Origin of the sequence: Nonomuraea harbinensis (genome assembly GCF_019396385.1) — a bacterium.
Lineage (GTDB): Bacteria > Actinomycetota > Actinomycetes > Streptosporangiales > Streptosporangiaceae > Nonomuraea > Nonomuraea ferruginea.
In genome coordinates this window covers 1-14771 of record NZ_JAHKRN010000095.1, presented here as the reverse complement: position 1 = coordinate 14771, position 14771 = coordinate 1, and the positions used below count along the sequence as shown (strand labels likewise).

Here is a 14771-nt window from a genome sequence, read left to right as displayed (position 1 = left end):
AGCGCCACCCCGCCGGCCGCCGGGTCGCCGACCGGCAGGGCGCCCGCCTTGGCGGCCAGGCCCTCCACGAACGCGTCGTAGAGCCGGTCGGCGACCAGGTGGCGGCCGGTGGTCATGCAGATCTGCCCCTGGTGGAAGAACGACCCCCAGGCGGCCAGGTTCACGGCCTCGTCCACGTCGGCGTCGTCCAGCACGAGCAGCGCCGAGTTGCCGCCGAGTTCCAGGTGGGCGCGCTTGAGGTGCCTGCCCGCCAGCTCGCCGATGCGCCGGCCCACCGGGGTGGAGCCGGTGAAGGAGATCACCCGCACGTGCGGGTCGGCGATCAGCGCCTCGCCCACGTCCGCGCCGCCGGGCAGCATCTGCAGCACGCCCGGCGGCAGCCCGGCCTCCTCCAGCACGCGCGCCATCAGGGTGCCGCCGGTGACGGCGGTGCGCGGGTCGGGCTTGAGGATGACCGCGTTGCCCAGCGCCAGCGCCGGCGCCACGGAGCGGATGCCGAGGATGATCGGCACGTTGAACGGCGAGATCACCGCCACCACCCCGGCCGGCATGCGGCGCGCCATCGACAGGCGCGGCTGCTCCGACGGCAGCACCTCGCCGATCGCCCGGCCGGGCAGCGTGGCCGCCTCGTAGCATTCCTCGGCCGCCACGTGCAGCGCGAACCCGGCCATGCCGGGCACCGCGCCGACCTCGCGGACGTTCCAGCCGCTGATCTCCTCGGCGTGCCGCTGCCACAGGTCGCCCGCCCGGCGCAGGACGGCGGCGCGGGCGGTGTGCGGCAGCGCGGCCCACTCCCGCTGCGCGGCCGCGGCGCTCGCGGCGGCCTCGGCCACGTCAGCGGGGGTCGCCAGCCCCATCCGGCCGAGTTCGGCGCCGGTGGCCGGTTCGACGACGGCGTAGTCGCCGCCGTGCCCGGCCGTCCACACGCCGTTCTTGAAGATCTTGCCCTGCCAGTCGATGGTGTCGAGCAGTGCCACGGCCGATTCGCCTTTCTCCATGTCGTCTCTTCCGATCGTCGTCAGTGGTTCATGCGCAGGACGGGTTTGAGCACCTCCCCGCGCCGGCTGTCGTCCAATGCCCGGTCGATGTCGGCCAGGTCGTAGAAGCGGATCAGGCGGTCGAACGGGAAGCGGCCCTGCCGGTGGAGTTCGGCCAGGGCGCCGATGAGGGCGCGGCTGCGGCCGCCGCCGCCCAGGACGCCGACGACGCGCTTGCCCCACAGGGTGCTCAGATGGTCGAGCCCGAACTCGGCCCCGGCCGGGGCGCCGCCGACGAGCACGCAGGTGCCGAGCATGCCGACGCTGTCGGCGGCCTGCCGCACCACGGGGATCACGCCGGTGCATTCGAGGGCGTAGTCGGCCGGGCCGCCGCAGATCCGGTGGACCTCCGCCACCGGGTCGGCGCCCGCCCGGCCGGCGTCGACGGTGTGGGTGGCGCCCAGCTCGGTGGCCAGCGCCAGCCTGGACGGGTGCCGGTCCACGGCCACGATGGTGGTGGCGGGCGACAGGCGGGCGGCCATGACGGCCGCCAGCCCGACGGCGCCGGCCCCGTACACCACCAGGCTCGACCCCGGCCGCGGCTGGAGGGTGTGGAACACCGCGCCCGCGCCGGTGGAGATGCCGCAGGCCAGCGGCCCCAGCAGGTCCAGCGGCGCCTGGCGCGGCACCACGACCAGCGCGTCCGCCCAGGTCAGCGCGTAGGTGGAGAAGGACGACTGGCCGAAGAAATGGCTGTGCACGGGCGAGCCGCCGTCGCGGCGCAACGCGCTTCGCCCGGCGAGGGGGCCGAGCAGCCGCCCGCCGCCGCACAGCGCCTCGCCGAGGCGGGCGCAGTAGCGGGGCTCGCCGTCCAGGCAGTTGCGGCAGGCGCCGCAGGACGGCCAGCCGATGACGACGTGGTCGCCGGGCCGCACGCCGCTCACGCCCGCACCGGTGGCGGCGACCACGCCGGCGCCCTCGTGGCCGAGCACGCACGGGAACGGCATCGGCAGGTCGCCGTGGCGGGTGATCTCGTCGGTGTGGCAGACGCCGGACGCCGTCACCTTCACCAGCGCCTCGCCGGGGCCGGGCTCGTCGAGTTCCAGCTCCTCGAGACGGAAGGGGCCGCCGAGCCGGTCGACGACGGCCGCGGTCACTCTCATGCCGGGTTCCTCCAGCGGGTGGGGGCGGGACGGGGCAGCGACGGGGTCAGGGCCTCGACGAGGCGGGCCGCGCCCAGGACGGTGTCGTCGCTCATGGCGGCCCCGGCGAGCTGCAGGCCCACGGGCAGCCCGCACTCCTGGTCCAGGGCCACCGGCACCGACACGGCGGGCAGCCCGGCGGCGTTGAAGACCGAGGTGAGCCTGGTCAGGACCAGCTCGATCGGCCAGGTTTGGCCTGCGACGGTGACGGTCATGTCGCCGATCGGCGGTGCGATGATCGGCACGGTGGCGGCGGCCAGCACGTCGTGGCCGGCCAGGGCCCGGCGCAGCGCGGCCGTCATGCGGGCGATGGCGGCCTCGTCACGTTCTGCCTGCTGGGCGGTGGCGGCCGGCAGGCGCATCAGCTCGGCGATGTCGGGGCCGAACAGCTCGGGGTCGCGTTCGAAGGCGTCGCGGTGGAACCGGCTCGCCTCGGCGTGGATCCTGGCCAGCACCGCCCCGGGCATGAGCGGCTCGTCAGGGATGACCACGTCGTCCACCCGTACGCCGTGCTCCTCCAGCCGGGCGCGGGTGGCCGCCAGCGCCGCCCGCACCGGCGGGGCGAGCACGGCGTCGAACCAGCCGCCGAGCCAGCCCACCCGCAGCTCCCCCGGCTCGAACGCGGGGGCGGCGGGGCCGGTCGTGAGTGCCGCCGTCAGTGCCGCCGTCAGTGCCGCCGTCAGAGCGGCCGTCAGGGCGGCCGCGCCGTCCACCGTCGGCGCCAGGACGCCGAGATGGTCCAGGGACGGCGCCAGCGGCAGGACGCCGTCCAGGGGGATCCGCCCGCGGGTCGGCTTGAAACCGACGCAGCCGCTCAGCGCGGCCGGGATGCGCACGCTGCCCGCGGTGTCGGAGCCGACCGCGCCCAGGCAGCTGCCCGCCGCGACGGACGCCGCCGACCCGCCGGACGAGCCGCCCGGGATGCGCCCCGGCCGGTAGGGGTTGCGGGTGGGGCCGAGCAGCGGGCTGTCGGTGCGGCCGCCCCAGGCCAGCTCGTGCGTGGTGTGCTTGCCGAGGATCACCGCGCCCGCGTCCAGCAGGGCGCGCACCGCGGCGGCGTCCCGGGCCGGCACGTGCCCGGCGAACCGCGGCGACCCGTAACCGGTCGCCACGCCCGCGGTGTCGATCAGGTCCTTGACGCCGATCGGCAGGCCGTGCAGCGGGCCGCGGGCCGGCTCCCTGGCCAGGGCCGCGGCCCGCTCCCGGGCGCGGCCGGCCGTCACCGTGGCGTAGGCGTGCAGGTGAGGCTCGGTGGCCTCGATCGCGGCCAGCATCCGTTCGGTCAGCTCGACCGGGTCACGCGGGGCCATCGGACCTCCGTACCAGATAGCCGATCGGGAACAGGCTCGGGCCGGGCACCAGCCCCCACAGCCCGCGCGGCAGCCTCAGCGCGGCCACGATGCCGACGACGCCCAGCAGCACCAGATACCACGAGCCGAAGTCGGCGAGCAGCTGCTGCAGCGCGAAGAAGATCAGCGCGCCGATCAGCGGCCCCTCGATGAAGCCGATGCCGCCGATCACCACAATGAAGATCATGTACGCGGACCACTGCACACTGAAGATCGAGTCCGGGTTCACGCTGAGCGAGCTCAGCGTGATCACCCCGCCCGCGGCGCCGCACCCGGCCGCCGAGACCAGGTAGACCAGCAGCTTGGCCCGCCGCACGTCGATCCCCGCCGACGCGGCCGCCGTCTCCTCGTCGCGCACCGCCATCAGCGACAACCCCAGCCGGCCGCGCAGCAGCAGATAACAGCCCGCGATCGTGGCCAGCGCCAGCGCCAGCGCGATCCAGTACGTCAGCGCGCCGCGCAGCGTCGCGTCGATCCCCGACAACCCCGAAAGGCTCTTGCCGCTGGCGCCGCCCAGACTGTCCACCCGCACCACCAGCAGCCGGTACACCTCGGCGATCACCCAGGTGCCGACGGCGAAGTAGTCGCCGCGCAGCCGGAACGCCAGCCACGACGTCGGCAGCGCGAACACCGCGCAGGTCAGCGCCGCCAGCGGCACCGCCAGATAGGGCTGCACCCCGAGATCGGCCAGCGCCACGAGACTGTAGGCGCCGATCCCGATGTAGGCCTGCTGCCCCACCGACACCAGGCCGCCGAAACCCGCGAGCAGGTTCCACATGCTCGCCAGCGCGATCAGCACGAACAGGTTGATCAGCGTGTCGGTGACCGTGCTGAACACCAGGAACGGCAGCGCCGCCAGCACCGCCGCGGCGGCCGCCAGCACCACGGCCGACAGCTTGGCAGAACGGGTGGCGCGCACCACGTGCACGTTCCGCGCCGCCCGCGCGCTCAGAAGATGGGAGATCGTCATGCCGTCCGTCCAGCGAGCAGGCCCTGCGGCCGGAAGGCCAGCACGGCGAGGAAGATCAGATGTCCGGCCAGCAGCGTCAGCGCCGGATCGACCTGCGCGCTCACCGACTGCGTCACCCCGAGCACCATGCCGCCCAGCAGCGTCCCCCACAGCGAGCCCAGCCCGCCGATGACGACCGCCTCGAACGCGAAGATCAGCCGCGACGGGCCGATCGCCGGGTCGAACGACGAACGGATCGCGAACATCAGCCCGGCCAGCGCCACCGTCGCGAACGCGATCACCGTAGCGATCCCGTACACGTGCCGGCTGTCGGCGCCCATCAGATTCGCCGTCTCCGGATCGTCGGACGAGGCCCGCAGCATCCTGCCCAGCCCCGTACGCGACAGGAACAGCTGGATGCCTGCCAGCGCCGCGCACGCCAGCAGGAACGTGGTCAGCGACAGATAACCGACCGAGACCGCGCCGCTCACCTCGAACGACCCGGTCGCGAACGCCCCGGCGTCGAGCGTGCGCGTGTCCGCCGAGAACACCTCCAGCAGCACGTTCTGCAGCACGATCGACAACCCGAACGTGACCAGCAGCGTGGCCAGCGGCCCCGACGACAGGCTCCGCTGCAGCAGCACCCGCTGCGTCAGATAACCGAGCGCGGCGAACAACGGCACCGTCACCACGATCACCACCCACAGCGGCAGCCCCGTCCCGCTGACCAGAGCCAGCGCCAGGAACGACGCCACGACCGCCAGATCGCCGTGCGCCAGATTGACGATCCGCATCACCCCGAACATCAACGACAACCCAGTGGCGAACAGCGCATACAGGCCACCGAGCAGCAAACCCTGCACGACGGCGTTGACCCAGCCCATCAGTGACGTCCCTCCTGTGCGGGCTCCGCCGCCCCGATCCCGAAGTACGCGTGCTCGACCCGCTCCCCGGTCAGCTCCGCCGGCCGGCCCTGCAGCACCGAACGGCCTTCGAGCAGACAGTGCACCCGATCGGCGACCCGCATCGCCTGCGAGACGTCCTGCTCGACGATCAGCGCCGTCGTGCCCGCGCCGACGATGCCCGGCAGCACCTCGTAGATGCGGCGCACCACCACCGGCGCCAGCCCCAGCGACAACTCGTCGATGAGCAGCAGGTCAGGATTGGACAGCAACGCCCGGCCGATCGCCACCGCCTGCTGCTCCCCGCCCGACAACTGCCCGGCGTTCTGCCCGCGCCGCTCGGCCATCCACGGGAACAGCTCCAGAACCGCCGCCATCGTCCACGGCCCAGGCCGCCCCCGGTACGCGCCCGCCAGCAGGTTCTCCTCCACCGTCAACGAGCGGAACAGCCGCCTGCCCTCCGGCACCAGCGCGACACCCGCCACCACCCGCCTGTGCGCGGGCATCCGGGTGATGTCACGCCCCGCCAGCTCCACCGTCCCCGACGACGGCGCGTTCAGCCCGGCCAGCGCCCGCAGCAGCGTCGACTTGCCCGCGCCGTTGGCGCCGATGATCGCCAGCACCTCACCCTCGTCCACGGACAGACTCACACCGTCCACGGCGCGCAACTGCCCGTGATGGACGGTCAGATCCCGGACCGACAACAGCGTCACGACCCCTCCTCCGCACCGGCCTCGGGACCGGCGCCCAGGTAGAGCTCACGCACCCGCTGGTCGGCCAGCACCCGCAACGGCTCACCGTCGGCCACCACGTCACCCCCGGCCAGGCAGATCATCCGCCCGACCGTCTTGACCAGCGCGTGCACCACATGCTCGATCCACACCACGCCGAGCCCGCCGGCGTGCAACTCCCTGACGACCGCCACCAGCTCGGCCACCTCGGGCTCGGTCAGCCCGCCCGCGACCTCGTCCAGCAGCAGCAGCCGCGGCCCGGTGCCCACCGCCCGCGCCACCTCCAGCCGCTTACGCTGCAACAACGCCAGCCGCCCCGCCGGAGTGTTCGCCAGCTCGGCCAGGCCGACGCGCTCCAGCACGCCCATCGCGTGCGCCTGCGCCTGCCTGCCCCGCAGCCCCGCCCCCTGATGCGCGCACACCAGCACGTTCTCGAACACCGTCAGATGCCCGAACGGCCGCGGCACCTGAAAGGTACGGCCGATCCCGGCACGCGTGCGCGCATGCGGCGCCGCACCCGTGACATCCCGCCCGTCCAGCCACACCGTGCCGCCGTCCGGGCGCAGATCCCCCGAGATCATGGCGAACAGGCTCGACTTGCCGGCCCCGTTCGGGCCCACGATCCCCAGCGCCTCACCCGGCTCCACCGACAAACTCAGGTCACGGGCGACGACCACCTGACCGAAACTCTTGGCGACGCCGTCCAGACGCAGCAGCGGCGCCATCAGTCGCCCTGGTTCGTGGGCAGCAGGTCGCCGCCGACCGGCACATCCTTGTTCGGCGTGTTGTCGACGATCACCACATCCCACGGGAACTTCTCACCCTTGCGCCACTGCCCGCCCACCGGATGCTGGATCGCGATGCCCGGCTGCGGCCCCGCCGTGAAGTCGAGCTTCCCGCTCATGCACTCGATCTTCATCCCGCGCAGCTTCGACGCCACCTCGTCACGATCCTTCGGATCGCTCGCCTCCTTGAACGCCTGCACCGCGATCTCGAACAGCGAATACACCGACCCCAGCGCCTGCGTCCACTGCTTGCCCGTCGACGCCGCGAAGTCGTCGGCCAGCTGCTTGGCGCTCCTGCCGTCCAGCGTCGAGGTGTACGGATGCGCCGGGCTCCACCAGAAGTCCGTGGCGATGTTGGCCGCCAGCTGCCCCAGCGCCTCCGCCTCCGACGGGAACAACATCACCTTGGCCACCGTGGCCAGCTTCGGCCGGAAACCCTGCTGCCGCGCCTGCTTCCAGAACGTCTGGAAGTCCGGCGGGATCGGCGTGCAGGTGAACAGCTCCGCCCGCGACTCCTTGAACGTCGCGATCTGCGCCGTGAAGTCCGCCGCCCCGTTCTGATAGGCGCCACCGTCGACCGGCGTGTAACCGGACTCCTTCATCATCGCCCCCAGCCCCTGCCGGAAGGCGTTCGCATCGGTGTCGTTCGGCCACAACGCCGCCACGTTCTTGTTCGACGGATCCACCCGCTCCCACATCGGGATGAAACAGTCGGCGAACTCCCGCATGCCGAAGAAGAACAGCGTCGTGTACGTGAACCCCTCACCATCCTTGCCGCCCCGGCCGTTGAACCACGCCTCCCACGGAGCGATCGTGGTCACGTTCGGGATCCCGTTCGCCTCACACTGGTCGGCGACCGGATTCGTGGTGTCCGGAGTGGAGGAACCGACGATCAGATCCACCTTGTCACTGTTGATCAGCTGACGCGTGACCTCGGTCGCCCGGTTCGGATTCGACTGCGTGTCCTTGACGACGATCTCGATCCGGCGCTTTTGCCCACCGGCGGTGAAACCGTTACGCAACGCGTCCTGGATCTGCTGCACCACGAAATTGTCCGCGGCGGCGAACCCCGCCAGCGGACCCGTCTGCGGACTCACATAACCGATCTTCAGCACATCCGACGACGAACTACCGGCGCCCTTCAGCCCTCCGCAGGCGCCCACCAAGGACGTACCGCCGAGAGCCGCCGCCGCCTTCAGGAAAGAACGCCGGTCCAGGCCGCGTGTGGGGGTGTCACTCACGCCAAACTCCTCGTTTCGACGGCGCGCAGGCAGCACTGAACCTGGACACGCCGCAGTTGCTCTGGGGGATGTCTCACCCGGCCACCAGCTGGCCGGGGAACGGCACGGACCTCCGGTGGCGGAAGTTGAGCCGACCGTACGGTCCCGCCCACACCAGAGCAACACAGCGTTCGAACCACCCGAACGCGATTTGCCTCCCCCGAACGCCCCTACTCCGGCCGGTAACCCAACCGCCGCGAAATCTCCGCCGCCGTACGCCGCAACGGCCCCTCCAACCGCCCCGCCAGCGACTCCACCGCCGCCGGCGCCATCGTCAGATGCACCGCCACGTTCACCGCCGCCACCACCTCACCCGAACGATCACGCACCGGCGCCGCGAACGACCGCAACCCCGGCGCCAGCTCCTCGTCGTTCACCGCCCACCCGCTCTGCCGCACCTTCGCCAGCGCAGCCACCAACTGCTCCCTGTTCGTGATCGTCTTCGGACCCCGCCGCGCCATGTCGATCCGATCCAGCGTCTGCCGCAACGCCACCGGATCCCGGAAAGCCAGCAACACCTTCCCCATCGACGTGCAGTACGCCGGCAACCGCGACCCCACATGCAAATTCAGATCCATCGCCAGCGAACTCCGCCGCGCACTACGCCGCCGATCCACATACACCACGTCCGGCCCGTCACACAGCCCCATGCTCGCCGTGAACCCCGTCTCATCGGCCAGCGCCTGCAACACCGGCCCCGCCACCTTCGTCAACTCCATCGAATCGATCGCCGCGAAACCCAGATCCACCACCCGCGGCCCCAGGAAATACTTCTTCGTCTCCGGGTCCTGCCGCAGATACTCCAGCTTCACCAGCGTCGCCACATACCGATACGTCGTGCTCTTGTTCAGCCCCACCGCCCGCGCCAGATCCGCGATCCCCAGCACCGAACGATCACCACCGAACGCCGACAGCACACTCAGCCCCCGCTCCAAAGACACCGAGAACGCCGAAGAACCAGCCGCCGCACGACCACGAGAAGAACCATCATCAGCCACGCGTGCCAGAATACGACCCCAACGTTCTAACCATCCGAACCGCTGTGGACAGCCCGCCCCCACCACCGGAAAGCTAACGGCCGGCAACAACGAGCAAGAAGATCGGGGACTCGATGGCCGCGGCACAACCCTGGACCGCAAACACCACACACTTCATCGCCGGCACCTGGACACCCGCCACCACCGGCCGCACCTACCCCAACCGATCCCCCTGGTCAGGCCACATCCTCGGCCACGCCGCAGCCGGAGACGCCGAAGACACCGAACGCGCCATCACCGCCGCCCACCACGCCTTCCCCACCTGGAGCCGCACCCGCCCCGCCGAACGCCAGCGCGTCTTCCTCAACGCCGCCGACCTCCTCGAACAACGCGCCACCCACGTCCTCGCCGCCCTCGCCGCAGAAACCGGCTGCGGCCACCACTTCGGCACCGTACAACTCGACTTCGCCGTCAAACTCCTCCGCCAAGCCGCCAACCTCGCCTACCACCCCGCAGGCGAACTCCTCCCCTCCGACACCGACGGCACCCAAGCCATGGCCGTACGCAAACCCGTCGGCGTCGTCGCCGCCATCGCCCCCTGGAACGCCTCACTCACCCTCTCCGGCCGCGCCATCACCGGCCCCCTCGCCCTCGGCAACACCGTCGTACTCAAACCCTCCGAAGAAGCCCCCTACACCGGCGGCACCCTCTGGGCCGAAATCCTCCACCAAGCCGGACTCCCCGCCGGAGCACTCAACGTCATCACCCACGCACCCGGCGAAGCCGGCGCCGTCGGCGACACCCTCCTCGCCAGCCCCCTCGTCAAACGCCTCAACTTCACCGGCTCCACCCCCACCGGCAGACGCCTCGCCGAAAAAGCCGGCCGCCACCTCAAACGCGTCGTCCTGCAACTCAGCGGCCAGAACCCCCTCATCGTCGCCGCCGACGCCGACCTCACCCACGCCGTCGACGCCGCCGTCTACGGCGCCTTCATCCACCAGGGCCAGGTCTGCATGTGCGCCCGCCGCATCTACGTCGAACGCCCCCTCGCCGACGCCTTCACCGAACGCTTCGCCGCCCGCGCCGCCCGACTCCCCACCGGCGACCCCGCCGACCCCGCCACCGTCATCGGCCCCGTCATCAACGAATGGGCCCTCGCCCTGCTCGACCGGCGCGTCAAAGAAGCCGTCGGACTCGGCGCCCGCGTCCTGGCCGGCGGCGAACCCGCACCCCCCTGCTACCCCGCCACCGTCCTCACCGACGTCCCCGACGAAGCCGAGATCGCCCAGAGCGAGACCTTCGGCGCCGTCGTCGTCGTGGAAACCGTCGACTCCGCCGAAGAAGCCGTCGCCCGCGCCAACCACACCGACCTCGGACTCGCCGCCTCCATCATCACCGGCGACAGCCGGCGCGGACTACGCCTGGCCGCCACCCTGGAAGCCGGCATCGTCCACATCAACGACCAGCCCGTCAACGACGAACCGCAGATGCCCTTCGGCGGCGTCAAGGACAGCGGCTGGGGACGGTTCGGCCTCGGCTTCGCCGCCGAGGAGTTCTGCGAGACCCAGTGGGTCACCGTACGGGACGAACCCCGCACCTACCCCTTCTGACCGTCGCAGGGTTGAAGGGTTGGTGATGTGCGGTTTCCGCACCCGCCCACGCCCTTTACTTTGTAGATTTCATGTACGAGGACAGCACCGGCCTGATCCGATACCCGAGCCGCTCGTACACGGCGATGGCCGTGGCGTTGTCGTCGTCCACCATCAGCGCCGCCCGCCCGTACGACGCCACCAGCTCCCCCGACACCCACCCGCACACCCGCTCGGCCAGCCCCCGCCCCCGGAACGCGGCCGCCGTCGCCACCCCCGCCAGCACGCCCACCGACGGAGCCGGCCAGGCGTCGGCCGCCACCGACGCCAGCACCCCGTCCACCCGCGCCCCCGCCCACCGGCGCACCCCCGGCATCCCGGGAGCCGCGTAGGAGTCCGGCGCGTCCACCGCCAGCAGCGCGGCAACCTCCCCCTCGGCCTCTGCCGGCAACCAGCCCACCTCCGTCGCGAAGGGCGGACCGGACGGAAAACCCGGCCCAGGCCGGTCGGCCAGGCTCATCCAGGAGAACGCGCCGCCCACCTCCAGCCCGTCCAGCTTCGCCACCACCTGCGCCAGCAGCTCCCGCTCGCCCCACGGCCGGTAGGAGGGCCCCAGCTCGGCCAGCGCGTGCCGGACCAGCTCCACCGCGTCGGCGGCCTCCCCCCACACCGCCAGCCGGTCGTGGCGCGACACCCCGGGCGCGGCGGACACCACCGCGCCGCCCGACGCCCACGCCCGCGCCGGCCCGCCACCGCCGAGGTCCTGCGCGTTCCACACCACCAGGTCGTCGTCACCGCACGCGGCCCGCAACCCGGCGAGCGAGGCCAGCTCGTGGATCACAGGATGGCGCCCGGACGGTACGCGGCCGCCTCCGGGTGCTCGGCCACCACGCGGCCCACCTGCTCGACGACCTCCCGCACCTGGCCGGCGGCCGCGCCGGTGAACGACACCCGGTCGGCCAGCAGCGCATCCAGCGCCGCCCGGTCCAGCGGGAACCGCTCGTCCGCCGCCAGCCGGTCGAGCAGCTCGTTGGCGCCGCCGCTCCGGCGCATCGCCAGCGCGGACGCCACCGCGTGCTCCTTGATCAGCTCGTGCGCCCGCTCGCGCCCCATCCCGGCCCGGACCGCCGCCATGAGCATCTTGGTCGTCGCCAGGAACGGCAGGTAGCGGTCGAGCTCGGCGGAGATCACGGCCGGGAAGGCTCCGAACTCCTCCAGCACCGTCAGCATCGTCTCCACCAGGCCGTCGAAGGCGAAGAACGCGTCCGGCAGCGCCACCCGGCGCACCACCGAGCAGGACACGTCGCCCTCGTTCCACTGGTCGCCGGCCAGCTCCCCCACCATGGAGGCGTAACCCCGCAGCACCACGGCCAGGCCGTTGACCCGCTCGCACGAGCGGGTGTTCATCTTGTGCGGCATCGCCGACGAGCCGACCTGGCCCTCCTTGAAGCCCTCGGTGACCAGCTCGTGGCCGGCCATCAGCCGGATCGTCCTGGCCAGCGAGGACGGCGCGGCGGCCAGCTGGACGAGCGCGGTGACGACCTCGAAGTCCAGCGAGCGCGGGTAGACCTGGCCGACGCTGGTCAGCCGGCGCTCGAAGCCCAGATGGGCCGAGACGCGCTCCTCCAGCTCCGCCAGCTTGGCGTGGTCGCCGCCGAGCAGGTCGAGCATGTCCTGGGCGGTGCCGACCGGACCCTTGATGCCGCGCAGCGGATAGCGGGCGATCAGCTCCTCCAGCCGCCGGTAGGCCACCATCAGCTCGTCGGCGGCGCCCGCGAAACGCTTGCCGAGGGTGGTGGCCTGGGCGGCGACGTTGTGGGACCGGCCGGCCAGCACGGTCGCCTCGTGACGGGCGGCGAGCCCGGCCAGGCGGGCCAGCAGCGCCACCACGCGGCCGCGCACCAGCAGGAGGCTGTCGCGGACCTGCAACTGCTCGACGTTCTCGGTCAGGTCGCGGGAGGTCATGCCCTTGTGGACCTGCTCGTGCCCGGCCAGCGCGTTGAACTCCTCGATGCGCGCCTTGACGTCGTGGCGGCTCACCCGCTCGCGCGCCGCGATCGACTCCAGGTCGACCCGGTCGACGACCTTCTCGTAGTCGGCGACCGCGCCCTCGGGCACCGCCACGCCGAGCTCGGCCTGCGCGCGCAGCACCGCCAGCCACAGCCGCCGCTCGGCGATCACCTTGTGCTCGGGAGACCACAGGCGGGCCAGCTCCGGCGAGGCGTAACGGGCTGCCAGGACGTCAGGGATGCGAGGCTTGGAAGTCACGTTGGACAAGTGTATGGCCAGGTGCGCGGCCCGTACCGCACAGGCCGGTATCAGCGATCACACCCTCACGGTAGCGCCGATTAATTATCGGTGATACCGTCAATTTTGTTAACAGTGAAAACATCTCGGGGAGACACCTCATGAACACGCGCACCCTCGGCGTCACCGGGCCGGTCGTATCCGAGCTCGGGCTCGGCCTGATGGGCATGTCCGACCTCTACGGCCCCGCCGACGAGAAGGAGTCGCTGGCCACCATCCACGCCGCCCTCGAAGCGGGCGTCACACTGCTGGACACCGGCGACTTCTACGGCATGGGCCACAACGAGCTGCTGCTGCGCGACGCCCTGCGCGGCGCCGGCCGCGACCGCGTCGTGATCAGCGTCAAGTTCGGCGCGCTGCGCGGCCCCGACGGCGGCTGGCTCGGCTACGACACCAGCCCGGCCGCGACCAAGACCTTCCTCGCCTACAGCCTGCGGCGGCTCGGCACCGACCACATCGACGTCTACCGGCCCGCCCGGCTCGACCCCGAAGTGCCCATCGAGGAGACCGTCGGCGCGCTCGCCGAGCTGGTCCAGGCCGGATACATCCGCCACATCGGCCTGTCCGAGGTCGGCGCCGACACCCTGCGCAGGGCCGCCGCCGTGCACCCGATCAGCGACCTGCAGATCGAGTACTCACTGCTGTCACGCGGCATCGAGGCCGAGATCCTGCCCACCGCGCGGGAGCTCGGCATCGGCGTCACGGCCTACGGCGTGCTGTCGCGCGGCCTGCTGAGCGGCCACTGGACCCCGGACAGAAACCTCGCCGCCGGCGACTTCCGCACCGCCAGCCCGCGCTTCCAGGGCGGCAACCTGGAGCGCAACCTGGCACTGGCGGAGGCCCTGCGCGGCGTCGCCGAACGCAAGGGCGTGACCGCCGCCCAGGCCGCGATCGCCTGGGTGAGCCGGCAGGGCCAGGACATCGTGCCGCTCGTCGGCGCCCGCACCCGGGCCCGGCTGGCCGAATCCCTCGCCGCGACCGGCGTCCACCTCACCGAGCAGGACCTGGCGGACATCGAGCGCGCGGTGCCCGCCGGCGCCGCCTCCGGCGCGCGCTACGCCGCCCCGGCGATGGCCCACCTGGACAGCGAACGATGACCGGCACGGGCCAAATCGATAACATCATCCTGTTACCATCGGAAACATGGCGAAGACGCACCGGGACCGCATCATCGAAGCCGCCTCGGCCCTGCTCACCGAGGGCGGGCGCGACGCGGTCTCGACCCGCGCCGTGAGCGCCGCCGCCGGGGTGCAGGCCCCGGCGATCTACCGCGTCTTCGGCGACAAACAGGGCCTGCTCGACGCCGTGGCCGGCCACGGCTTCCAGACCTACCTGCGCAGCAAGAAGGACAACCCCGTCACCGACGACCCGGTCGCCGACCTGCGCCGCGGCTGGGACCTGCACGTCGGCTTCGGCCTGGCGCACCCCGCCCTCTACAGCCTCATCTACGGTGACCCGCGCCCCGGCGAGTCACCCGCCGCCCGCCAGGCGTCGGAGATCCTCTCCGGCATGATCCACCGCATCGCCGAGGCGGGCCGGCTCGCCATGACCGAGGAACGCGCCGCCCTCCTCGTGCACGCCGCCGGCCGCGGGATCACCCTCACCCTCATCTCCATGCCCGAGGAGCAGCGCGACCCGGCCCTGTCGGCCACCGCCCGCGACGCGGTCATCGCCACCATCACCACCGGGCCCCCGGGGCACCGGCCCGCCGCCACAGGACCCG

Annotated in this window: 14 protein-coding genes; 3 read left to right on the top strand and 11 right to left on the bottom strand. The window is 72.1% G+C overall.

Going from position 1 to position 14771, the window contains the following annotated elements; all coding sequences use genetic code 11:
• From KME79_RS43655 to KME79_RS46770, 9 genes are all read right to left on the bottom strand, one after another.
• The coding region (locus KME79_RS43655; protein ID WP_372452539.1) for an aldehyde dehydrogenase family protein at positions 1–977 on the bottom strand (977 nt) is incomplete at its 3' end.
• A gap of 41 nt (positions 978–1018) precedes the next feature.
• Positions 1019–2140, bottom strand: a complete 1122-nt coding sequence (locus KME79_RS43650) for an NAD(P)-dependent alcohol dehydrogenase (RefSeq protein ID WP_148031558.1) — start codon at positions 2138–2140, stop codon at positions 1019–1021.
• A complete protein-coding gene (locus KME79_RS43645; RefSeq protein ID WP_219552453.1) occupies positions 2137–3489 on the bottom strand; it encodes an amidase in 1353 nt (450 codons plus the stop codon). The genes KME79_RS43650 and KME79_RS43645 overlap by 4 nt, the downstream gene beginning before the upstream one ends.
• On the bottom strand, positions 3476–4498 hold the full coding sequence (locus tag KME79_RS43640) for a branched-chain amino acid ABC transporter permease (protein WP_219552451.1): 1023 nt from the start codon (positions 4496–4498) through the stop codon (positions 3476–3478). Before KME79_RS43640 ends, KME79_RS43645 begins: the two co-directional genes overlap by 14 nt.
• Positions 4495–5361 carry a branched-chain amino acid ABC transporter permease gene (locus KME79_RS43635; RefSeq protein WP_148031555.1) on the bottom strand — a complete coding sequence of 289 codons (867 nt, stop codon included), beginning with the start codon at positions 5359–5361 and terminating at the stop codon, positions 4495–4497. The genes KME79_RS43640 and KME79_RS43635 overlap by 4 nt, the downstream gene beginning before the upstream one ends.
• A complete protein-coding gene (locus tag KME79_RS43630; protein ID WP_219552449.1) occupies positions 5361–6092 on the bottom strand; it encodes an ABC transporter ATP-binding protein in 732 nt (243 codons plus the stop codon). The genes KME79_RS43635 and KME79_RS43630 overlap by 1 nt, the downstream gene beginning before the upstream one ends.
• Positions 6089–6835 carry an ABC transporter ATP-binding protein gene (locus tag KME79_RS43625; RefSeq protein WP_246641389.1) on the bottom strand — a complete coding sequence of 249 codons (747 nt, stop codon included), beginning with the start codon at positions 6833–6835 and terminating at the stop codon, positions 6089–6091. The genes KME79_RS43630 and KME79_RS43625 overlap by 4 nt, the downstream gene beginning before the upstream one ends.
• Positions 6835–8136 (bottom strand): ABC transporter substrate-binding protein, encoded by a 1302-nt coding sequence (locus KME79_RS43620; RefSeq protein ID WP_187281157.1) that lies wholly within the window; start codon positions 8134–8136, stop codon positions 6835–6837. Before KME79_RS43620 ends, KME79_RS43625 begins: the two co-directional genes overlap by 1 nt.
• A 209-nt stretch (positions 8137–8345) precedes the next feature.
• Entirely contained in the window at positions 8346–9173 is an 828-nt protein-coding gene (locus KME79_RS46770; protein ID WP_261808545.1) for an IclR family transcriptional regulator, read from the bottom strand.
• Positions 9174–9286: 113 nt separating this feature from the next.
• Here KME79_RS46770 and KME79_RS43610 point away from each other — a divergent pair, with 113 nt between their 5' ends.
• Entirely contained in the window at positions 9287–10762 is a 1476-nt protein-coding gene (locus tag KME79_RS43610) for an aldehyde dehydrogenase family protein (RefSeq protein WP_219552447.1), read from the top strand.
• 55 nt (positions 10763–10817) lie between these two features.
• Here KME79_RS43610 and KME79_RS47325 read toward each other — a convergent pair whose 3' ends face one another.
• Both KME79_RS47325 and purB read right to left on the bottom strand, forming a co-directional pair.
• Positions 10818–11582, bottom strand: coding sequence for a GNAT family N-acetyltransferase (locus tag KME79_RS47325; RefSeq protein ID WP_219552445.1), 765 nt, complete (start codon positions 11580–11582; stop codon positions 10818–10820).
• Complete coding sequence (purB, locus tag KME79_RS43600; RefSeq protein WP_219552443.1) at positions 11579–13009, bottom strand: adenylosuccinate lyase; 1431 nt, start codon at positions 13007–13009, stop codon at positions 11579–11581. Before purB ends, KME79_RS47325 begins: the two co-directional genes overlap by 4 nt.
• 140 nt (positions 13010–13149) lie before the next feature.
• Here purB and KME79_RS43595 point away from each other — a divergent pair, with 140 nt between their 5' ends.
• Together KME79_RS43595 and KME79_RS43590 are read left to right on the top strand one after the other, a co-directional pair.
• Positions 13150–14145 (top strand): aldo/keto reductase, encoded by a 996-nt coding sequence (locus KME79_RS43595; protein ID WP_219552441.1) that lies wholly within the window; start codon positions 13150–13152, stop codon positions 14143–14145.
• Between the two features lie 46 nt (positions 14146–14191).
• Positions 14192–14771 (top strand): TetR/AcrR family transcriptional regulator (locus KME79_RS43590; RefSeq protein ID WP_219552439.1); only part of this gene is annotated, 580 nt, incomplete at its 3' end.

Bases quoted from the DNA above. Each gene is read 5' to 3' on its own strand.
- KME79_RS43650 (WP_148031558.1), bottom strand. From the start codon at position 2,140: ATGAGAGTGACCGCGGCCGTCGTCGACCGGCTCGGCGGCCCCTTCCGT.
- KME79_RS43610 (WP_219552447.1), top strand. From the start codon at position 9,287: ATGGCCGCGGCACAACCCTGGACCGCAAACACCACACACTTCATCGCC.
- KME79_RS43595 (WP_219552441.1), top strand. From the start codon at position 13,150: ATGAACACGCGCACCCTCGGCGTCACCGGGCCGGTCGTATCCGAGCTC.
- KME79_RS43625 (WP_246641389.1), bottom strand. From the start codon at position 6,835: ATGGCGCCGCTGCTGCGTCTGGACGGCGTCGCCAAGAGTTTCGGTCAG.
- KME79_RS43645 (WP_219552453.1), bottom strand. From the start codon at position 3,489: ATGGCCCCGCGTGACCCGGTCGAGCTGACCGAACGGATGCTGGCCGCG.
- KME79_RS43635 (WP_148031555.1), bottom strand. From the start codon at position 5,361: ATGGGCTGGGTCAACGCCGTCGTGCAGGGTTTGCTGCTCGGTGGCCTG.
- KME79_RS43640 (WP_219552451.1), bottom strand. From the start codon at position 4,498: ATGACGATCTCCCATCTTCTGAGCGCGCGGGCGGCGCGGAACGTGCAC.